The 20,935-nt window shown below is 62.8% G+C and carries 18 protein-coding genes and 1 pseudogene; 11 read left to right on the top strand and 8 right to left on the bottom strand.

The genetic code is table 11. The features are described 5' to 3' along the window. Window positions 1-207 precede the first annotated feature (207 nt). Window positions 208-1,170 carry an SOS response-associated peptidase family protein gene (locus tag ACXJLH_RS25510; RefSeq protein ID WP_457447118.1) on the bottom strand — a complete coding sequence of 321 codons (963 nt, stop codon included), beginning with the start codon at window positions 1,168-1,170 and terminating at the stop codon, window positions 208-210. 120 nt (window positions 1,171-1,290) lie between these two features. Here ACXJLH_RS25510 and ACXJLH_RS25505 point away from each other — a divergent pair, with 120 nt between their 5' ends. From ACXJLH_RS25505 to ACXJLH_RS25490, 4 genes are all read left to right on the top strand, one after another. Further along, entirely contained in the window at window positions 1,291-2,058 is a 768-nt protein-coding gene (locus ACXJLH_RS25505) for a zinc-finger-containing protein (protein WP_457447116.1), read from the top strand. A gap of 667 nt (window positions 2,059-2,725) precedes the next feature. Further along, complete coding sequence (locus ACXJLH_RS25500; protein WP_457447114.1) at window positions 2,726-3,406, top strand: hypothetical protein; 681 nt, start codon at window positions 2,726-2,728, stop codon at window positions 3,404-3,406. A gap of 1 nt (window position 3,407) precedes the next feature. Further along, the gene (locus ACXJLH_RS25495; protein WP_457447112.1) at window positions 3,408-3,656 is read left to right on the top strand and encodes a hypothetical protein; all 249 of its coding nucleotides are present in this window, start codon (window positions 3,408-3,410) and stop codon (window positions 3,654-3,656) included. A gap of 272 nt (window positions 3,657-3,928) precedes the next feature. Next, window positions 3,929-6,619, top strand: coding sequence for a TrlF family AAA-like ATPase (locus ACXJLH_RS25490; protein ID WP_457447110.1), 2,691 nt, complete (start codon window positions 3,929-3,931; stop codon window positions 6,617-6,619). 117 nt (window positions 6,620-6,736) lie between these two features. On the opposite strand, the gene ACXJLH_RS25485 is transcribed toward ACXJLH_RS25490, so the two are convergent. The 3 genes from ACXJLH_RS25485 to ACXJLH_RS25475 form a co-directional block, all read right to left on the bottom strand. Further along, window positions 6,737-7,558: a S1/P1 nuclease gene (locus tag ACXJLH_RS25485; protein WP_457447108.1), complete on the bottom strand. Its 822-nt coding sequence runs from the start codon at window positions 7,556-7,558 to the stop codon at window positions 6,737-6,739. A gap of 66 nt (window positions 7,559-7,624) precedes the next feature. Then, window positions 7,625-7,846 carry a helix-turn-helix domain-containing protein gene (locus ACXJLH_RS25480; protein WP_457447233.1) on the bottom strand — a complete coding sequence of 74 codons (222 nt, stop codon included), beginning with the start codon at window positions 7,844-7,846 and terminating at the stop codon, window positions 7,625-7,627. A 145-nt stretch (window positions 7,847-7,991) separates the two neighbouring features. Then, window positions 7,992-8,294: a helix-turn-helix domain-containing protein gene (locus ACXJLH_RS25475; protein WP_457447106.1), complete on the bottom strand. Its 303-nt coding sequence runs from the start codon at window positions 8,292-8,294 to the stop codon at window positions 7,992-7,994. Window positions 8,295-8,581: 287 nt separating this feature from the next. On the opposite strand from ACXJLH_RS25475, the gene ACXJLH_RS25470 reads away from it, so the two are divergent. Both ACXJLH_RS25470 and ACXJLH_RS25465 read left to right on the top strand, forming a co-directional pair. Next, entirely contained in the window at window positions 8,582-8,950 is a 369-nt protein-coding gene (locus ACXJLH_RS25470) for a hypothetical protein (protein WP_457447104.1), read from the top strand. 50 nt (window positions 8,951-9,000) lie between these two features. Beyond that, window positions 9,001-9,276, top strand: coding sequence for an antitoxin Xre/MbcA/ParS toxin-binding domain-containing protein (locus ACXJLH_RS25465; protein ID WP_457447102.1), 276 nt, complete (start codon window positions 9,001-9,003; stop codon window positions 9,274-9,276). A gap of 703 nt (window positions 9,277-9,979) precedes the next feature. On the opposite strand, the gene ACXJLH_RS25460 is transcribed toward ACXJLH_RS25465, so the two are convergent. The 4 genes and pseudogenes from ACXJLH_RS25460 to ACXJLH_RS25445 all read right to left on the bottom strand — a co-directional run. Next, the gene (locus ACXJLH_RS25460) at window positions 9,980-12,295 is read right to left on the bottom strand and encodes a hypothetical protein (RefSeq protein ID WP_457447101.1); all 2,316 of its coding nucleotides are present in this window, start codon (window positions 12,293-12,295) and stop codon (window positions 9,980-9,982) included. Continuing rightward, a complete protein-coding gene (locus ACXJLH_RS25455) occupies window positions 12,292-13,383 on the bottom strand; it encodes a hypothetical protein (protein ID WP_457447099.1) in 1,092 nt (363 codons plus the stop codon). Before ACXJLH_RS25455 ends, ACXJLH_RS25460 begins: the two co-directional genes overlap by 4 nt. A 21-nt stretch (window positions 13,384-13,404) precedes the next feature. After that, window positions 13,405-14,448 (bottom strand): hypothetical protein, encoded by a 1,044-nt coding sequence (locus ACXJLH_RS25450; protein WP_457447097.1) that lies wholly within the window; start codon window positions 14,446-14,448, stop codon window positions 13,405-13,407. Between the two features lie 568 nt (window positions 14,449-15,016). Next, a pseudogene (locus ACXJLH_RS25445) lies at window positions 15,017-15,229 on the bottom strand (magnesium chelatase domain-containing protein); the annotation flags it as partial. 323 nt (window positions 15,230-15,552) lie between these two features. Here ACXJLH_RS25445 and ACXJLH_RS25440 point away from each other — a divergent pair. From ACXJLH_RS25440 to gshA, 5 genes are all read left to right on the top strand, one after another. Beyond that, window positions 15,553-16,290, top strand: coding sequence for a TorF family putative porin (locus tag ACXJLH_RS25440; RefSeq protein ID WP_056192317.1), 738 nt, complete (start codon window positions 15,553-15,555; stop codon window positions 16,288-16,290). 15 nt (window positions 16,291-16,305) lie between these two features. After that, window positions 16,306-16,644, top strand: coding sequence for a P-II family nitrogen regulator (gene glnK / locus ACXJLH_RS25435; protein WP_056192325.1), 339 nt, complete (start codon window positions 16,306-16,308; stop codon window positions 16,642-16,644). 35 nt (window positions 16,645-16,679) lie between these two features. After that, a complete protein-coding gene (amt, locus tag ACXJLH_RS25430; RefSeq protein ID WP_457320170.1) occupies window positions 16,680-18,194 on the top strand; it encodes an ammonium transporter in 1,515 nt (504 codons plus the stop codon). Window positions 18,195-18,282: 88 nt separating this feature from the next. Beyond that, window positions 18,283-19,428, top strand: a complete 1,146-nt coding sequence (locus ACXJLH_RS25425) for a GGDEF domain-containing protein (protein ID WP_457447096.1) — start codon at window positions 18,283-18,285, stop codon at window positions 19,426-19,428. A 208-nt stretch (window positions 19,429-19,636) separates the two neighbouring features. Beyond that, the gene (gene gshA, locus ACXJLH_RS25420) at window positions 19,637-20,902 is read left to right on the top strand and encodes a glutamate--cysteine ligase (protein ID WP_056192333.1); all 1,266 of its coding nucleotides are present in this window, start codon (window positions 19,637-19,639) and stop codon (window positions 20,900-20,902) included. Window positions 20,903-20,935 lie beyond the last annotated feature (33 nt).

Genomic DNA, 20,935 nt, shown 5'->3' with positions numbered 1-20,935 from the left:
TCGAATTGATGACAGAGGCTGCTTGCTCATGGCGCGCATGACTAGACAACAACTTCGCCATATGCCTCGCTGCACAGCCTGTGCCGTCAGATGCTGGGCTAGCGCGTCGAGCTGAAGCCGCCTTCAGTACGGCGAGGCGCCGGCGAGCCAATTGTGCTGAATGCCTCCTTGGCGGAACCCCGCAGGATTGGCGATGCCGTGCCCTGTTTATGCAGCTAAAAGTTGGTGCTCGTAGTACGGTCGCTCGCGCTCTTCGAGCAGTTGATCCAGTGCGTCGAGGCTGCTGCCCTCGGGTGTCAGCCAGGCCATCACGTTTTCCGGACGGAGCGGCACCACGCAACGGTCGTGACCTGCGTCAAAGACTTCCTGCGGTGGATCGTCAGTGATGAAGGCGAACGAATCCAACGGCTCTTCGCCCTCTCGCTCCCAGTGCGACACCAGGCAAGCGATCAGCATGTCCTGACCGTTGGTAGGCGTGAAAACGATCTCGGTCGTGGATTCCTCTTCGCCCGGCAGCATCGCGCGGCCCTCGGCCTTATAGGTCGGCACCCATTCGTAGAACGACTGGGCGACCACCAAGCCGTGCGTGTGCCCGAACTCCCCACGCCAGAACTCGCGCAGGCTGTCGCGACGGGCATTGAAGGTTCCTGGGAACTTCTCGTCGTAGAACGCTGGCGCGCGTGCCGGCCGGCACTGGTAGCGCATCGGCTTGATGACCAGTTGGCCGTCCTGCATGACCATGACTGGCACATAGCTCTTTGGGAAGATCCGTCCGTCGGCCGGATGGTGTTCGATGCGGTGCATCTCGGCGATCTTCTGGCGGGCACGCTCAATCTTGTTGGTCGCGATTCGCTGGCTTTCCAGGGCCGTCTTGGTCTGCTTGACCTGCAGCTTGCGCTCGGCTTCGACCAGGCGCGCACGTTGGGTGAACAGCTCCTCCTCGAACCTGGCGCTCTGTAGCCGTCGGTGTTCGAGGACCATGTCCCAGATCTGGCGCTCTTCGTCGGTCTGCGGATTAGCGAAGGCGTTCTCGATGCCGCGCGGGATCATGAGCTTCGCGCCCTGATGCCGGCGGAAAAAGATGTTGAAGAACTCCTTGATGCCGAGCTTGGCGCGGAACTCACGCACGTACTTCCGGTAGTCGGACCAGACCTGGGCCGAATAGCACATCGCTCACCTCCAGCGGTTGAAGCCTCGATGCTATCGGGCAGGCGCCAGAGCTAGGGCTGCTCCCGGTTGAAAACTCTCCATCCGCCGCCCAGACTGCAAGAACTCGGAAACACGCCGCCGATGAGTTCGCCTGCCGCTGCTGATGCCGTCGAAGACGACCTGAACCCGTTTGAGCCGGCGCCTGGTCAGACGCACTTCAAGCCGCGCGGCATGGTGTGCACTCAGTGCCAGCACGACACCGTGGTCGTCGCCGGCGATGTCATTTATCCCGACCGGCCTGACCTCTTCGACCGCTTTTTCTGGCTGTGCAGGGACTGTTGGCGGTACGTCGGCTGCCATGCGGCAAAAAAGGATGTCGACGAGGATGGCAACGTGAGCTGGGGCAGGGCCGGCGCCGTTCCGCTCGGCGACGTCGCCGACGAAAAGCTGAGGGGGCTGAGGTCGCGCGCACATCAGCTTTTCGATCCGATCTGGCAAGGTGGCTCAAAGACCCGATCCGAGGCCTATGAATGGCTGGGAGGATTCTTGGGCGTGCGGCCGAGCCAGGCACACATCGCAATGCTGGACGAGGCGCAGTGCCGGCGGCTGATCGACGCGCTGTTCGTGGCACCTTCCGAGGTGTCGGCGCCCGACATCGATGTGGCGACAGAACTTCAGCTTGCAGAACGGTTCAATCGCAACGTGCGCGGCTTGCACAGGCTGGCCAAGCAGTTGGCTGACGCCGGCGTGAAGTTCCAGGTTAAGAACAACGGCCACCACCTGATCGTGCACACCGCGCGGGATATCTTCGACGTGTGGCTGGCCACCGAGAGGTGGGCGTCCAGAAGCACGCGGGCAACGCAGCACGGCGTCGGCGCGATGTTGCGCGCGGCCGGCGCCGCCATCTGAAGTCTCCAGGCGGGAACAGGCCGGCCACTCGAAGCTAGATCTGCTGGTGTGCAGAGTGTCTGCTTCAACGTGTACTGTTTTGGGTCACGCACACGTCGGGCCCCCGGGCGACCTTTGCGTTGAGAGGGGCGACGCTGGCGTTGGGCCTGCTTATTCCGGCGGTGTCGATCAGGTAGACCAACGCGCAGGTCACCTGTGGTGGGGCACGATCACCGTGGTTGGCACGATGGATCTGCGACCTCGAGTCCTCTGTAAAGTTTTGTTGCTAAGGGTTGGCGTGCGGCCTTCCTAATCCCCGATAACGCCGATACTTAGCGATACGCAGAGATAGTAGCGATACGCGAGATATGGGGCGAAACTCGCAACTTGTTGATTTTGCCTGGGAAATTTGATTTCGTTGCTGGGAAAGCGCAAAACTCAGATAGTGAGTTACACTGTTTTGGCAACATCTGACTCCCCTGAGTTCGCCATTTTTGCCAACTACTGAGTGACTGGGGGATTCTAAGTCGTTGATTTCAAAGAGCGGCTCTGGACAATTGAGCCTGTTCCAGACAACGCTTTGCCAGCCATGACGACTACAGACCCCACCCAGCTCCCGCCCCTGCCACCACTCAACGCGCCGCAAGGTGTGACGGTGCCACCGCCGCCCTTGACTGTGCCACCCTCGGTGAGCGCTCCGCTGCCCACAGTCGCTCTCCCTGGCGTGCCGTTCGTCGCGCCGCCGCCTGGATCGACTACCCTGAACTTCGACGCGGCTGCGTTCGCGGCGGCGCAGCTCGAACAGAAGAACAAGAAGCAGGCTGCCAAGGCGAATTCCAAAGCGAAGCAGGCGTCCATCGACATTCGCAAGCTGCACTGGCCCGAGGTCAAGGACGAAGACCTGTGGTTGCTCGATGCGGCGACCAAGAAGCGCGGCGGCTTCTCGCAGGTGCCTCGCCCGCTCCCGTTGATCATCAACATCATCAACAACATCGCCAAGCGCATGCATGGCAAGTCGATCCCTGCGGGCAAGACGTACTTGGTCCTGTGGATGCACCACTTCAGCGAAGGGCTGGTGAAGATTCATAGCGAAGCCGACGCCGCATATGAAGCGGGCTATGACGGCCAGCGGAACATCACCACCTTCCGCGCCCACATGAAGCTGCTGCAAGAGATTGGCTTCATCGACTACCGCAAGGGTCCGAAGGGGCCGATGCAGTACGTCCTGATGCGGAGCCCCTACAAGGTCTTGAAGAAGCTGCACGGGGAGAGGGACGCCAAGGGCATGAAGCTTGTGGCCGATGAAGAGTTCGCCGCCGTCATCGAGCGGGTGAACGACATTGGCTCTCGCGACGAGTTAGAGGACTGACATGCAGCGCAATCTTGTTGAAGAGCTGTATCGCGAGCTGGACGCGACAGATGAGGCGTATGTGCGCAACAAGCTTGCGACCAACGGCTACCCCACCTCGAAGATCAAGCACGTCAGGACTTGGATCGAACGGAAAGATGCCGAGGCAAAGGCCCGTCATGACGCGTCCGTGCGCTTCTGGACGATGATTGCTGGGGTAGGCACTCTCGGCACAGTCGTGGTCGCTGCGTTGGGCATGATCCGCAATTAGCCCGGACCCGTTCGCAGCCATTCCGGCCTGAGGGCTCAAGAAAACGTCGGCGACGCGCTTTGGTCGGCGATGTGGGGCGGCAATCGGATGTTGGCCGGTTGCGCACAGGCAGGCGGGCGTTCGTGATTTCGCCGATTGCGCCACCGGCGCGCCGGCCCTAGCCTGCGGACACAAAAAGCGCACGGCAGAGGCGGCTAGCTCGCCAATGTCGATGCGCTTGCACCACGCAACGCTGCAAGCGGCACTCATGCGCAGCGCTTGAAGGGAGGACCATGGCCGTATCTGATGACATCGACGCGCAGTCCGTCGGGGCGATGTTCTATCGCGCTGATCTGCACATCCATTCTTACGGCGGCTCTCACGATGTCTCTGACACCGCGATGACCCCGGAGAAGATCGTGGCAACGGCTGTTGACGAGAACATCTCGATCATCTCGATCACGGACCACAACGACATATCCAACGTCAAGCAGGCCATCGAGATCGGACAACGCAGTGACGTCCTGGTGATCCCTGGCGTCGAGCTTTCAACTGCGCAGGGGCACCTACTCTGCTACCTCCCCGACTACGCTCGACTGGCGAAGTTCTATGCCAACTTGGACATCGTCGACGCGGGCCTTCCGAATTCGCGATGCCAGCAGTCCATCCTTGAATGTCTAACCGCGGCGAACGCCCACGGGGGCTTCAGCATCCTTGCCCACGTCGATATTGCCTCAGGCTTCGAGCACGACAATCCCGGTGGCTCGCCCCACAAGGTGGACGTTATCTGCCATCCCGGCCTTGCGGGCATAGAGCTCAAGCACGCCACCTCGGACATCCACTACTCGCCGTCAGATGGTGTGGCGGAGCGAGTTCAGATGGGTCAGCAGAGGATCGCCCGCCTGCGCCTCGGCGCACGACAGTTCCTCGCCAGGGTCATGAACTCCGACTCCCACACGCTCAGCGCGCTTGGCCGGAACGCATCTAACGACAAGCGCATCACCCGGTACAAGATGGACGAGCCCAGCTTCGCAGCGCTCAAGATCGCACTGGAAGATGCGGATGCCCGGGTGCGCATCGAAGACTTGATACCGCAAGCTGTGCCCCATGTCGTCGGGATGGCGATTGAGGGGGGATTCCTCGACAAGCAGGTCATTCAATTCAGCCGCAACTTGAACTGCATCATCGGAGGTCGCGGTACCGGCAAGTCGACCACCTTTGAGGGCGTGCGCTGCCTGGTAGACACCGACGAGGAGCCAGGCAAGGTTGTCGATTCGGAGGTGTGGCCGGACGTCTTGCATCTCGTCTGGCAGGACAAGGCGGGTCAGCGCCACATGCTGGCACGCTACAAGGACTGTGCGGTTGAGAATGTTGACGACGCGGACGGTGGCCCATGCGCCTTCGACATCGATTGCTTTGGGCAAGGGGACGCGGCCCGCATCAGCATAGAAGCTCAGAAGAACCCGCTGGCGCTGCTGAACTATCTGGACAAGTTCGTCGACCTCGGGGCCTCGCTGGAGGAGGAAGATGCGGCGCGGGATGAACTGCTGAACCTGCAGACCGCTATCGAGAAGGCTGAGCAGCAGGTAGCGCTGATCCCTCAGATCCAGCGGCAGCTGACGACGACGCAGAGCGCTCTTACCGCGATGCAGAAGCCCGAGGTCAAGGCGCTGATAGAACTGCAGCGCCACCTCGCAACCGAGCGAGAACTTCGGAGCCAGATCGTTGCGAAGCTCAAGCTGCTCAAGAACAGTGGCGACGTCACCACCCAGGCCAGCACTGCAGATGAAATCACCCAGCTCGCGAGCCCAGGCTCACTGACGCTAGGTCGCAAGGAGTTCGAAGCCATCGTGACCGAGGTGGGTGTCTTCAAGTCGCTGGTGGTCGACGCGAAGCAAAAGATCTCGGCAGGCGCGTCGACGTTGGAGGCGGCGGTAGCCGGGCAGACAGCAGCGTGGAAGGCGAAGGACGTCGAAGCTCAGGGCAAGATTGATACGAAGAAGAGGGAGCTGGAGGCCCTAAGGATCACCTTCGACATGTCGTACATCACGAAGCTGACGAACGATGAGGCCAGCCACAAGGCGACGCTGAAGAATCTGGAAGCGTGGAAAGCGAATTTGACGGAGTCGAAGCGCAAGCGGATTACAGCGCTGGCCCGGCGTCGCACTGCACGCGGCCGCATCTCAACACTGCGCGAGTCCTTCGGGCGCTTGGCTACGAGCACCCTGAGAGAAGCGCTGTCTGACCTCCAGGTCAGCCTGAAATATGCCTGCAGCGCGTACTCTCCCGACGCGTCGGATCAGATCATCGCTGCCATGGGGTGGCGCACCAATCAGCAAGTCAGGGCAAGCTACTTGGTCGAAGACCTGACGGTGCCCGCTTTGTTGGAGGCGATCGAGAAGAACGACACCAGTACGCTGACCGCGTTGAAGACCAAGGACGGAGCGCAAGCCTTCGATGCCGCGGAGGCTAGGGCCGTGTTGGACCGCCTCGCGGTTCCTGCAGCAAAGTTTGCGCTTGAGCGCGTCGCGCTGTTTGATGTCCCCAAGCTCCAGGTCAGCAAGCGCGTTCCCGATGGCTCCGGCGGCTGGCGCACAACTCGCCGTGAGTTCTCCAAGCTCTCGCTCGGACAGCAACAGTCCATCCTTCTCGCCTTGATGCTGTCCGCCAACAGCGACAAGCCCCTGATCATTGATCAGCCCGAGGACAACTTGGACGGCGAATTTATCTACTCGACGTTGGTACCGGTGTTGCGCCGGGCCAAGGAGCGCCGCCAGGTCATCATCGTCACCCACAACGCGAATGTCGCGGTGTTGGGCGACGCTGAGCAGATCATCGTAATGAAGGCCAACAACGACCACGCAGAGATCGTTTCCCGTGGGTCAATAGATCTTCCTGAGACGCGGGACGCCGCCTGCGCAATCCTTGAAGGAGCCCGCGAGGCGTTCACAAGCCGCGCCAGGATGTATGGCTTCGAGATGTGAGGCGGATTCGCAGCCTTACCGTTGAAAGATGGCGGAAGCATCGGCGTACCGCAGGCGACTGTCAGCGTGTGACTCCCCGGGCTGCGTAGATTCGGGAGTCGAGGTCGGGACCTCAGTTCAATCGAAGACCGCGTTCAGCGTCATCGCCAGGCGCCGCCCGGCCGTGACGATTTGTTCCTTGACCGTAGCAACGCCCATCGCGTCGTAGGCGTCATCCGCGGCGAACGACTGGTGCTTCGCCTTGCAGGCGAACCCATCGAACCCATAAGCAGTCCGCCTGGCCAGCTGGTTCGATTCGGCTGCCCAATCAGCGGCGACCTGTGGCGCGTTCAACGGCGCCTTCGGGCTCTCCACTGCCCAGACCTTGGCTGCTGCCGTCTCGGACTGACCGCGCAGGGCAGCCTTCACCAGACTGGAGTCCCAGTAGGTGTGGAGCTTGCACGAGGAGGGTTGCGAAGCGCCAAACTCGACGCACAGCCGATTCGTGACCGTGGAGCCGTTGCCGCCATAGTCCCCGTTGTCTGCCGCGTGTAAGGGCTGATGGACGTCACCGATCAGGTGGACGAGGACTCGGAGTGCCTTCAGTGCCTCTTCCGGCGGGCCGGATCTGAGCGTGTCGCGTGCCCATTCGATGCGCTCGGTGGCGCAATTGCCGTTCTTGCACTTTGGCTCCGCCTCGCCACAGGCCTTCATGTTGACGAAGTGCCAGCGTTGCATGGCGTTGCCTTCTGGAGTACCTCGGACCTCGTCCATCCAAGTCGAGACCGCCGCCAACGAGTCGGCGTTCATAATGCGTCGCACGGAAATGCGGGCCTTCACGCTGAGCTCGGCGTCCGCCACGTAGCCGACCATGCGGTGCCCTTCGGCGCCCCACGACCAGCTGGCGGTCGTGAAGGCCAGTCCGAGCGCGGCGGTAAACCAAAGTCCGATTCGTTTCATCAGGCCATCTTCCGGCATGAGCAAGCGAGCTAAAACTCGTGCTTCCCCATAGCCGCTTACCCGCGGCTAGCGTCGGCGCCTGAAGGTCTTCTCTACCGGGGCGAGCAGGTCGCCCGCCTCGCAGCCCAGGCCTCTGGCCAATTTGAGCAATGCAAGAAGGGTTGGCTGGCTCAGTCCGCGCTCAAGTCGACTGATGTACGAACGCTCGATTCCGGTCTCCAAGGCAAGCGCCTCTTGGGACAGTCCCGCGTCAAGGCGTCGGGCCCGTGCCGCTTTGCCAAACGCCATTGCGATGCCTGCATCGAGGCTGCTATAGCCCTTCGGGCGGCCGGCTTTGAGGGTAGTCTTCAGGCGGACAGGCATCCGCCGAAGGGTCCAAGAACTGAGCTATCTACACCACGTTATAGATAACTCAAATCGATCGACTTCGTGCTCAGGGTGATGGTGGTCGTGGGCTGTTTCGGCGCAATACGCGCAGGCCTGCGGTGCCGTGCGGGGCCAGTTCCGCATGCAGCTCGCTGAGGAACTCGATGAAGTCGATGTCGAGGGCGCTCAGCCAGTCTCTCAGCTCGATGACGTCAAGCCTGCGCTCGCCGCGCTCCACCTTGCTGACCAGCCCTTGGTGGCGGCCCAGCAGCAACGCCAGATCTCGTTGCCGAAGGCGCCTGCGCGTGCGTGTGCGCTTGAGCATTTCGAGAAAGATCTCGTTGTGACGGGAGTGCAGGATCTTTGGCATGGTGCTATTCGTTGCGCACCCTACGCCACCCTGTGCCGTATTCGGTAAGCGCATTTTTTCCCCGGCGTACCGGTTGCTCATTTGCGGAAAACCTTGGCGCCGATGCATGGTGCGCGCAGAATTTCCATGAGTTATTTAAACCTCAACCGCCAAGCCATGGTCTCATCAAGCCGACGACATAGCCTCGCATGCCGACCGTTCATCCTGCGCAGCCATCAACCGAACAAGGGACATGGAGCTGGTGGACCTTCCGTTCGATGTCCGAGGGCCAGCTTTCAGGGTGGCGCATGAGCTCGACCGAGCTGGTGCAGATCACCTGTGCCAACGAGAGGGACGCTCCGGCTGTCGAAGCGCAGCCGCGCATGTTGGTTCATTCCTGGCGGTTGATCAGGACACCAGCCGGCACCCTTCATCTGGTGACTCTCAGGGACGTGAGCGATGCGCAAGGAACTGTTCGGGTCACGTCACCGATCTCAGCCGTTGACCGCGGTCGGGTCGTCGTGACCACGTCGTCGGGCCGCGAGTACGAACTCGTGGGGCCCGCAGAGGAACGCGAGACCGAGCGCGAAGTCCTTCGCGCGGGAGCGGTCAGGTTGGGCATGGGTCGCGCCGTCGACGTCAGCGCGCTGGCCTGGGACCTCGTGCACATCGACTAGGACACGTTGCGACTTCAACGCTCAGTCGCGACTTCAATCAAGCTGCATGCATGACCATTCCAGCCAACGTTGCTGCCTTCATCACAGAGCAACGCAAGGTGCTCGACGAGCTGGAGAAGTTCGTCGAGACGCCAGAGTACCGACGCCTGTTGGCAGCCGCTGTGCCAATATTGGTCGATGAAGACCCTGAGCCATGGCTAACGCAATGGCTGATTGAGCCCGCCTATGGCCTTCAAGGCCGGCCTTTGGACGTGGCGGCCCGGCCGGGAGGGGTCGAGCGCGTAGAGCAGCACTTGAAGTGGATCTCCAACTTCGTGGTCGGCTAAGTAGCGTGGGCGTCGAGGTCATGGGATCGTACGAGGGGATTTCCCGTCTCAGGCGCAATGTGTGCTGGGAGATTTGCGCTTGCCGGCTGCGGGTGGACGCGCGAGCCAGCTCTGCACGCTGTTTGGCAAATATTCCTGGAGACCTTGAGCAGTTGGTCGCCATCAATATCGGGCACACCTTGCGGCTAGAGTCGCGCTCTAGGAAAGTCTCCGCATGACAAGCGTTCGAGTTGCCCCCGGCAAGTTCGTCACCATTTCCTCCGAGCTGGCGGAGAAGGCAGCGCGAGTGTTCGCGACTGGCCTGACGCGCGACCAAGTCCGCGAGCTCATGGCCACGGAGCCTCGCGTTGCCGAGACCGTCATCATCGGGTCGTCCAAGCCGCTGACGCTGGCCCGGCCGAAGACAGTTGTTGGAAAGACTTCCTCGTCCGCCTGGGCCGCTTGCGTCGCAGGACTGGCTGATGCTTCGGCTGGAAAGCGCTAAATCCCGAAAGCTCGATTCCAGTCTGACGGTGGATGACCGTCCACGTCGGAGGCGCTAAGCGACAACGTCGGAAAACACAGGCATTTAAATCTGATCAGCAATGCCGTCGCGCTGCCGCTTGATGTGCCCGGCACGCTAGTGGCTCTAGGGCCAGCCGAAGGCGACTAGGGAAACTTTGTCTTGCGCAGCCAGCTTGAGGGTGTTCGCCGCAATTCTTCTCTAAGGTCGGGCCTGCGGGTAGGAAGCCTTCAGGGAATCGTCCGTGGTCGGCAGCTTGAAACGTTCGCGGAGCTCGGCAATGTCGTACGCGTCCCGACGATCCCGCGATCGCTTTCTCAACCACACAAACATCGCGGCGTACGCAGTGATCACTGAGATGGCCAAGCAGAGGAAGGGAAGCGCACCGATGAGATCTCGAGGCTCGGGCAACAAAAAGATGGGCGACTGCCGTGAGTCGCTGGTGGCTCGCGAGTTCGACAGGATTCCAGTGAGAAGAAATCCCCCCAGACCTGCGAGCGTTGCATAGAACAGTTGGCGCAGCCTCGCCTGCGAATTCATGTTCGAGCTCTTTCCAATCCGCGCTCTCATTTGACTGATCACATAGGCACGGTCATCTTTTGAATCTGTGCTGGTTTTCATGCGCTCGGCAGCCAGAAGATCGAGGTACAGATCCCCGAAGACATCAAGCGCGGGCAACTGCAGGTACTGCTCGTTACTCACCAGCATGGCCCGGACCATCTGCTTTTGTCGTGAGGCAGAAACGCCTTCAAAGAGCGCCTCCTCCAAGCTGTCCAGCGCTTCCAGGATTTCCTGACGCGAACGAGCCTTGATCTCAACGGACCTTGCGCTGGCCACATCGGACAGCCGCAACGCGACGTCTTGAGCAATGCGATCGGCATCGGCTTTTCGTTCCGCTTCCAGGTCGTCCAGGCGTTTGGACATGCTATGTAAATCGACCGACGAGCTTGCAGCCGCGGGGCTGCCAGCCGAATCGCCGACAGGCTGTTTGCTCTTGAGCAATGGAAGCGCCGTTGACTTAAAGGAGGCCGAAAAGTCCGGCGCTGTGAAGTTCACGAACTTGTCATTGCCCAGTAGACGGCGAATTTCAGCGCTGGAGTAACCCACCGAGACCACCAAGAGCTTGCCATCGAGCCCCAGCGAGCGGAACGTCTCGCGCAGGCGTTGAATGCGCCTCGCGGTGCCGACCTCGTCGACCGCGTCGGTGGCCATAACGATCTTGACCAGCAGGCACAGCTGCCCTTGGTCATCGAGTACGCCGCGTTCGGCCAAGTCCTCGCCGATCTTTAGGTCGCGAGTGACCGTGCCGAATGCAGTGAGGATCAGGTCGATCTCCACGAGCGCCTGCTGGGCTTTGGTCTCCAGACTTCCCGCCTTCATGGCGGCGCCAAGCAACTTTCGCTCATCGGCATTCCAAAGGTCGCCGTGACTGTCTTCGAACGCATGGTGAGCTATACGCAAGACGTCTCGCGGGCTGCCGCCGGAGAGCTCTCGCAACGGGCCGACGATGGCATGACCTCCGAGCGGCATGAGCGCTCCCAGGTAAGCCTCCAGGAGCAGCCGACACTCCTGTTCAGACAGCTCGCCTACCGTCAGCGGTTTAGGCGTCCTGAATCGCGGCTGGACGTCTGGTGGCAAGACCGTCCACGCGCGAGGCATTCCGGCAATAACCAACAGCGACCGCTGCCGCGCGGCCTGTTCTGCGAGCTTCTTGATCAACGACCCCATCTCGCGGCGCCGGCGATCGTCCTCTGTGAAGAGGACGACCTCGGCTTGGTCGACCAGGATGATCAGCGGAACGCCCGCCACTTGATGCAGCGCTGCGATGACTTCCAACGCAGCGATCGCGTTGGTCTCAGCGTCGGCGGCGCCCAGTGGCGCCGCGACACCAATGGCTGCTAGGTTCTTGTCGCTCGGCCCTCCCGAGATCCAGGTGTAGGCCTCAACGCCATATTGCGAGGAGGGCACATCCAGCAAAGCGCGCGCGAGCAAAGTACCCACATCGTGACTGGAGGACAGCTTCACCAAGAGGTCTTGCCGCAACAGGTCCAGGTCCAAGTTGCCCTGTTGCTCCAACTGCTGGAGTCCCCCGACCGTTCCCAGCGTTTCGATTAACGCCTCTGTCATGGCCGCCGAGCGGACCTTTTCCCGGGCCAGCGTCAGCAGCGCCAGTTGGATGATGTCAATGATGACCGAGCGTTCCAAGCCCTTCATCAGCGCTCGGTAGAGCGACAGCATGTCATTGCTATCGCACTTGGCGTAGAGGACCGTTGAACGGATGGTGGCAGACTCGCGAGCTTTCTCTGCCAGCCATGTCAACAGGTGGGTTTTGCCGGATCCTTGCTCGCCACTGAGCGCGATGGCGGTTCCAAAGGCCCGGTCTTCAAGGGCGTAGCAGGCCAAATAGTCCGACAGCAGCCGATGCGGTTCCTCCATGTACTGGAGCTTGGCGCAAGTCACGAGTCGGGTGCCGTAGCTGGCCACCGCTTCTGCAGGGAAGGGGTTGTTGGGCATCATGACGTGGCCTTCTCGCCAATGCTGGCTCCGGCATTTCGCACGTGGACCGGCTCGATCATCGTTTGCAGTGGATTGAGAGCCTGCAGCGACTGCGCATCATGTGCATTGAATTCCTGCGGCACGGCCCGGGCCCTTTCGGTGAAAGCGCGGTACAGCACACGCCGCAGCCATCCCACTTGATGCTTCACGCCACCAGCCGAGTGGACGCTGCCTGCACGGAACATTTCCTTGATGGCTTCCCTTGTGAAAGGGAACAACTGCGCATCGGCGCCAGTAGGCGCATTCTTCAAACGCTGCAGCCCGATTCGGGTTTCGATGTAGAGGATGGCCTTGTCCTCATCGAGCGGTTCTGCACGAATCCAAGCGACGTTTTGACCCACTTTGCTGGCATGGCACACCTTGGCATAGGCCTCGTCCGAGGTCATCACGATGACGGCCTGGCAGCAGCCCGCGACGGCATCCTGAATGTGTCCCCAACTGGCGTCGTCACCGCCGCCGGTGAGACGCAGGACGATGTCCAGATCCAAGTCCTTAGCGACAAACTGAAGCGTCTGGAACAGGGGTGCAGACATGAGGTTCCGCCCCAAGTCCACATCGGCTCGAGCAGTCGCCAGATCTTGTTGCAGTTCTGTCAGCAGCGCGACCTCGGGGAGTGCCGGCCGATGAAACCGTAGCGCGTTGGCCAAACACGTCGCGACGGTCAGTACATTGCGATTCTTGTCGCGGCTGTCCAGGGGAACGTTCACGACCACCGCTAGGCGACCCGACTCCGAGGCCATCTTGTGAATGATCAAGTTGACCAGTGAATCTCTCCCTGACTGCTTGCCCCCGGAAACCAGCACCAACAGAGGATTGGCAACCATCAGTTGCGGCGATGGGTAGTTCGCTAACCCATCTCCCACCGTCAGCCCGCCGAGCAACGGGCTCTGTGCCCAGTCGTAGATGTCGAAGTAGAGCGTCTTGACACGGGGGTCGATTGCCGGGTTCAGTGCCTGTTGCATCGCGGTCTTCTCGTACGCGACACCTTGTTCGTCCACCGCCGGAAAGAAAGGGTCGTCTCGGAGCTGCCAAAGAAGGCGTTCAACCATCGTCATTCCTCTGCTGAGATTTCAGTTGGGTTTGTGCCGCAAAAGATGCCGAGCCAACACGTGCTCAAGCTTAGGCCTGTCTTCCTCCCGCAAGGCCACTTCCAGCGCGTCTCTGTCCTTGCAAGGGATGGCCGCCCAGAGACCGCAGTCACTGAGCTCCTTCTTGATACGCACGCCCCATCCCTTCGGGTGCGTCGTGAAGATGGTCTCGTAGAGGCCATCCTCCTTGAACAGCTCGGTCAACCGACTCGATGACGATTCGCGGAACCCTGACCAGCCGGCGCGCTCGACCAGATTCGCGTCATGCGACTTCTGCAGGCGATACACCCAGTAGCCCAAGGTGCTGGTCACCAGAACCGGGATGAGGATGCCAATGAACCAGAAACTGGCCTTGAGGACCGGCGAATATTCCTCTCGGGACAGCTGCACAGTCTGCTCGACCACCGACAGTCCGTCCCGGTAGAACAAAACCTTCCCCTTGGCACCCGATGCCTTGGAAGGAAACGCGGAATCAGGAATGCGCAGCCGAACCCGTTGCTCCTGTGGCCCGACATCCTTGAGCACCACCGTCGTCAGCATTGCTCCAACTGTTGAACAGGCCGGGGTACGGGATCCCAGAACCTCCAAGGTGGCGCCGGGGAGCCCAGAGGTGCCCACCTGAACGTCAACGGGCGTGGTCGCCAGATGCCGGACGCTGAAATCCGCGCAGGTGTCGCCATCGCCGAAGTACTGCAGCCGCGGGCGCTCGAGGATAGTTGCCAGGCCGGATACCAACAGGGGATCTGCGCCCTTGGAGCCTTTTTGAGCACTGCGCGTGCCGGTCGTCGCGGCGCCTCGGGCCGCGCTGGCTGCTGAGGCGGCAGGGACAGGGGCAGGCGTGCCATGCGGCGCAAGGGCGAATGCAGCGGTAGCGAGCAGGGCAAGCCCAACCCCGATGCTCAGTGCAAGGGCTTTCTGCAAAAGTCGTTGCCAGGTTGCCTGCAGTGAGGCGAGCGCGCGTGCACTTCTGTGGCAGTCGGTGGCCGCAGTCTTTGCAGACGGCCCTGTAATTGCTGTGGAGGCCATCTTTCCACTCCGTCCCGGGCCTTCAGTGTTATGTCTGGAGAATGCCATCGTCAATCGCGACGTTCAGCTTCTCCACAGGTTTGACTAGGTGCTCTTACCAGGGGGCACATCCGGATCACATAGGCCAGTCGCGGAACGGAACAACACCGGAGCGTGCGGACAGCGCACGCGAAAACCAGGACGAGGCGGGGCTTGATAGCGGCTGGATGCTGCAGTCCGGGGCTTGCGGACGATCTGTTCCTTACCCGTGGCCGCGCCCATCGCGTCAAAGCGTCGTCCGAGGCAAACGACTGGCACTTCACCTAACAGGAAGGAGAGCATGTGCACTCACGCGAATGCCACCTACTCGACTCCGCACAAGGCAGCAATGCACTTGTGGGCGCAGGACCTTCGCCAAACATCTGTTGCGCGCCTCCGCGGACGTTGGTGGCACGGCACAGGTGGGAGGGCCGGGCGCTCCGCGCCCGGCAGGTCCGTGGACAACGCGTTGCGTTGACCACCGACATAAAACTTAAGAGGCGCGGTGAGCCGAGGTCTTTGACCTACCTGACACACTTTTGCGAAAAAGTGCTTGACTACATTGGATGCGCTTGTTCGCTGGGAATGACAGCCCGCTGTTCTGCAGCGCCGCGCGCACGCGCTCGCGGGCTTCCTTGACCTCGGTGTCTGCGAGCCCGACGACCGTGAACGACGGCAGACCGTTGGCCAGATGGACTTCCACGGTGACCGGCGCGGCGGCGAGGCCATCGAGAGCGCGGCTGTAGACGGTGGCGAGACTCATTGAAGGTCAGCTGGCGAGGGTAGTTGACGCTGGCGGCTGCATTGATCGTGCCGGGGCGGGCGATCCCGGCATCAGTGCGGCTCCTGAGCCGGCGGGCCAGTCTAGCCGCCGGTCCGTCGCAGATCGGCCCGGTGCTTCTCCCAGGAATGCACCGTATAAGTGCCATCCAAACCGCACGAAGATCCAATTTGGTGCAAATGCCTGACTTGGGGGCGCGACCCGCCCAGATTCGTGCGGGGTGACAAGGTGTGACGCTTGGCACGGAAGCTGCAAATACCCCGCCGGATCGAAACCCCCCACTTTTTACTCAGGAGCTCCCCGCCATGAAGTTGTCCCCTTCGCTGCTCGTTCTGGCACTGGCCGCGGCCGCTCTGCCTGCGTTTGCCGATGAGCCGGCGCCAGCGCCGGACCCGTTGTCGTTCAACGTCGGCGTCGTCAGCGAATACCGCTACCGCGGCATTTCCCAGTCGCGCCTGAAGCCGGCCCTGCAAGGCGGCCTGGACTACGCCGCGCCGAGCGGTTTCTACGTCGGCGCCTGGGCGTCGACGATCAAGTGGATCAAGGACGCGGGCGGCGACGGCCAGGTCGAGGTCGACCTGTACGGCGGCTACAAGACCGAAGTCGCCACGGGCCTGACGCTGGACGTCGGCGTGCTGCAGTACTACTACCCCAGCAACAAGCTGTCCACCAGCGCCAACACCTTCGAAATCTACGGCGCACTCAGCTACGGCCCCGTGACGGCGAAGTACTCCAACACCAACGGCACCAACCTGTTCGGCGTGCCGGGCACCAAGTACAGCGGCTACTTCGACGTGTCGGCCAATTTCGACCTGGGCGATGGCATGACGCTGACGCCGCACATCGGCCATCAGACGATGCGCCACGTGCCCGCCGGCTCCTACTCCGACTACTCGCTGACGCTGGCCAAGGACTTCTCCGGCCTGGTGCTGAGCGGCGCCGTGATCGGTACCGATGCCGACAAGAGCTTCTACGCCAGTCCCGCCAACGGCAAGTTCATGGGCAAGACCATGCTGGTTGTCGGCCTGAAGAAGACCTTCTGATTACTGGAGAGCGACATGAAATTGATCACTGCCGTCATCAAGCCCTTCAAGCTCGACGAGGTGCGTGAGGCCCTGAGCGCCATCGGCGTGCAGGGGCTGACGGTCACCGAAGTCAAAGGCTTCGGGCGCCAGAAGGGCCACACCGAGCTGTACCGCGGCGCCGAATACGTCGTCGACTTCCTGCCCAAGGTCAAGATCGAGGCCGCCGTGAACGACGACGTCGTCGAGCGCGTCATCGAGGCCATCGAGTCCTCCGCCCGCACCGGCAAGATCGGTGACGGCAAGATTTTCGTGTCGCCGCTGGATCAGGTCGTACGCATCCGCACCGGCGAAACCGGCAACGACGCGCTCTGAAGCGCGTCCATAACAACCGTTTGGAGATCACTCAAATGAAGAAACTCCTCGCCGGCCTTGCGCTTGCCGCCGGCCTGCTGGCGCCGGCCGCCTGGGCCCAGGAAGCTGCTTCGGCGCCTGCCGCCGCCGTGGCGGCCACGGCTGCTCCCGCAGCTTCCGCGGCCGATGCTGCCGCCTCCGCGCCGGCTGATGCAGCCTCTGCCCCGGCCGCTGCCGTGCCCAACAAGGGCGACACCGCCTGGATGCTGCTGTCCACGCTGCTCGTCATCATGATGACGGTGCCTGGCCTGGCCCTCTTCTACGGCGGCCTGGTGCGCAGCAAGAACATGCTGTCGGTGCTGATGCAGGTCATGGTCGGCTTCTCGCTGATCGTCGTGCTGTGGGTGCTGTACGGCTACAGCTTCGCGTTCACCGAGGGCAATGCCTTCATCGGTGGCACGGATCGCCTGTTCATGAAGGGCATCTGGGACAACGTCGCGGGCACCTTCGCCACTGGTGGCACCTTCAGCAAGGGTGTGCCGATGTACGAGATGGTGTTCGCCGTCTTCCAGGCCACCTTCGCCGGCATCACCGCCTGCCTGATCATTGGCGCCTTCGCCGAACGCATCAAGTTCTCGGCGGCCCTGGCCTTCCTGACGCTGTGGTTCACGTTCAGCTACCTGCCGATCGCCCACATGGTCTGGTTCTGGATGGGCCCGGACGCCTACTCCGCCAAGGAAGTCGCCGATGCGATGAACGCCAAGGCCGGCTATATCTGGCAGATGGGTGCGCTGGACTTCGCCGGCGGCACGGTGGTGCACATCAACGCCGCCGTTGCGGGCCTGGTGGGTGCCTTCATGATCGGCAAGCGTGTCGGCTACGGCAAGGAGCAGTTCACGCCGCACAGCCTGACGCTGACCATGGTCGGTGCCTCGCTGCTGTGGGTGGGCTGGTTCGGCTTCAACGCCGGCTCCGCACTGGAAGCCAACGGCTTCGCGGCTCTGGCCTTCATCAACACCTTCGCTGCCACGGCTGCCGCCGTGCTGGCCTGGTGCGTGGGTGAAGCGCTGCTCAAGGGCAAGGCCTCGATGCTGGGTGCTGCCTCGGGTGCCGTCGCCGGCCTCGTGGCCATCACGCCGGCCGCCGGCAACGTCGGTATCGGTGGCGGTCTCGTCATCGGCATCGTCGCCGGCTTCGCCTGCCTGTGGGGTGTGTCGGGCCTGAAGAAGCTGCTGGGTGCGGACGACTCGCTGGACGTCTTCGGCGTGCACGGTGTCGGCGGTATCGTCGGCGCGCTGCTGACCGGTGTGTTCGCCTCGCCCAACCTGGGTGGCCCCAGCGCCATGGGTGACTGGGTCACGGCGACCATGATCACGCCGGCCGACTTCTCGATCGGCGCGCAGTTCTGGATCCAGGCCAAGGCCGTCGGCATCACCATCGTCTGGTCGGGCATCGTCTCGTTGATCGCCTACAAGCTGGTCGATATGACCATCGGCCTGCGCGTCACCGAAGAGGAAGAGCGCGAAGGTCTGGACATCTCGTCGCACGGCGAGACGGCCTACCACAAGTGATCCTTGGGACCGGCGCCAAGCCGGCCCCTCTTTCACGCCAGGCCGCCCCTCGGGGCGGCTTTTTCTTGGCCCCTGCGGACCCGCCGTTATGCTGGCCCGTATGGATGTCATCACCCTCCTCGGGGCGGTGCTGGTCAACGCGCTGTTGATGAGCCTGGCGCTGGCCGTCGGCGTTGGGCTGCGCACCCGCAGCGGCTTGCAGGCCTGGCAGTTCATGCTCCTCGGCCAGGCATTCGGCTTCGGCCTGTTGATTGGCGCCACCTTTGGCGCACCGCGCCTGCTGGCGACGCTCGGGGTCATGGCGCTGAGCGGGTCGGCCTCGGCCACGGTGATCACGGCCTGTCGTTTCCTGGGGTTGAGGGCCTCACGGCGCTGGCTGCTGGGTGCGCCGCTGGGGCTGGGCGTCGTGCATGCCCTGGTCTTCAGCGACCTCGGCGTCGCCACCGGCCTGACCAACCTGACCATCGGCGCCCAGATCATCTGGGCCAGCGTGCTGCTGCTGCGCGGCGCGGGCGGCATGCGCTGGCGCTGGTTGTGCGGCGGCGCTGCGCTGGCCAACGGCGCGATGACGCTGGCCCGCGGCTGCCTGGCGCTGGGCTGGCCCGAGATCTATCCGCGCTTTCTCACGCCCAATCCGCTCAACATCGGCTCGATGATGCTGCTCAACGCCAGCCTCGTGCTCGGCACCATGGGCTTTTTGCTGGCTCATCGTGACGCGGCCGAGCAGGCCCTGGTGCGGCTGGCCTCGCTGGACACGTTGACCGGCCTGCTGAACCGCCGGGAATGGATGAACCGCGCCGGCCGGGCGCTGGGGATCGGCGCCACGAGGGAGGCGGCTCCCGTGCTGATGATGCTGGACCTGGATCATTTCAAGCGCGTCAACGACGAACGCGGCCACCCGGTCGGCGATGAGGTGCTCAAGCTGGCCGGCGAGGTGCTGCGCGGCGAACTGCGCGCCAGCGACCTGGTCGGCCGCTACGGCGGCGAGGAGTTCTGCCTGCTGCTGCAGCACTGCGAGCCCGAGGCCTTCGGCCGGTTGGACTCGCGCCTGCACATGGCACTGACGCGACGCTGTGAGGCGAGCCTGGGCTTCATCGTCGACTTCAGTGCCGGCGCCGTGCGCGTCCAGCCCGGCGAGGCCCTGGCCGCTGCCATCAAGCGGGCCGACGATGAGCTCTACCGGGCCAAGCACGCCGGGCGCGGGCGCACCTCCTGCGCGGGCGGCGTCTTGTGATCCGTCCGGTCGCCCCCAGGTGGGTCGACCTGCAGAAGCTGCAAACGAACACCGCACGCCCGCTCATCTCGCCGCAACGCCGCCACTCGGCGTTGCAAAACTTGCCGTAGCCCCCAGCTACGGCGGCGTTTTGCGCCTTGATTGGCGACGCTGCGGCGGTCTGCTCGGCCGCGCAGAGTCCATTCACAGCTTCTGAGATCATTCGGCCATGGTTCCCCATCTGATCACCGCCCTCAACGGCCCCATCAATGAGCTGGAGGCCCGCATCCTGGAATCCATGCCGGCCACGGAACGCTGGTTCAGGCTGGAATGGATGGAGCACACGCCGACCTTCTACGCCTCGGTGGACCTGCGCAATGCCGGCTTCAAGTTGGCGCCGGTCGACACCAACCTGTTCCCCGGCGGCTTCAACCACCTCACGGCCCAGATGCTGCCCCAGGCCGTGCAGGCCGCCATGGCGGCCATCGAGAAGATCTGCCCCGAGGCGCGCAACCTGCTGGTCATTCCCGAGACCGGTGCGCAGTGCAGCTTCTACCTGGACAACCTCGCCACGCTGGCCCGCATCTTCACGCAGGCCGGCCTGAACGTGCGCTTCGGCACGCTGGACACCAGCGTCACCGAGCCCACCGAGCTGCGCATGCAAAACGGCGAGACCCTGGTCGTCGAGCCCCTGGTGCGCAAGCGTGGCCGGCTGATGCTCAAGGGCTTCGACCCCTGCACCATCCTGCTCAACAACGACCTCTCGGCCGGCACGCCGCCGCAGCTGATGGGCTTGCATGAGCAATACCTGCTGCCGCCGCTGCATGCCGGCTGGACGGTGCGGCGCAAGAGCCAGCACTTCCGCGCCTATGAGGAAGTGGCCAAGCGCTTCGGCAAGCTGCTGGGCATGGACCCCTGGCTGATCACGCCCATGTCCAGCAGCGTCGACCTGCACGGCAAGAAGGGCCTGGAGGCGCTGCAGACGGCGGCCGACGCCCAGCTGACCAAGGTGCGCCGCAAGTACAAGGAATACGGCATCAACGAGAAGCCCTTCGTCATCATCAAGAGCGACGTGGGCAGCTATGGCAAGGGCGTCATGACCGTGCGCGACGCCAAGGACATCGAGGGTCTGGCTGCAGCGCTGCCCGAGAACCTGGGCCAGGAGGTCATCGTGCAGGAGGGCGTGCCCACCCACGAGCGCGTGCACGAGGCCGTGGCCGAACCGGTCGTCTACATGATGGATCGCTACGTCGTCGGCGGCTACTACCGCGTGCATGCCCACCGCGGCATCGACGAGAGCCTCAATGCCCCGGGCGCCAGCTATGTGCCGCTGGCCTTCGCCGACTCACCTCATCTGCCCCGCCCCGGCGAGAAGCCTGGAGCGAGCGCTCCCAATCGCTTCTACATGTACGGCGTCATCGGCAGGCTGGCCATGCTGGCGGCCAGCTACGAGCTGGAGGCGACGGACCCGCAGGCGGAGGCGGAAGCGGCCTGAGCGGGCAACTTTCGGCAGGGCGCGGCCTTTGAT

The organism is Roseateles sp. P5_E4 (assembly GCF_054049255.1).
The sequence above is the reverse complement of the archived record's forward strand: the minus strand, read 5'-3'. Positions and strand labels throughout refer to the sequence as shown.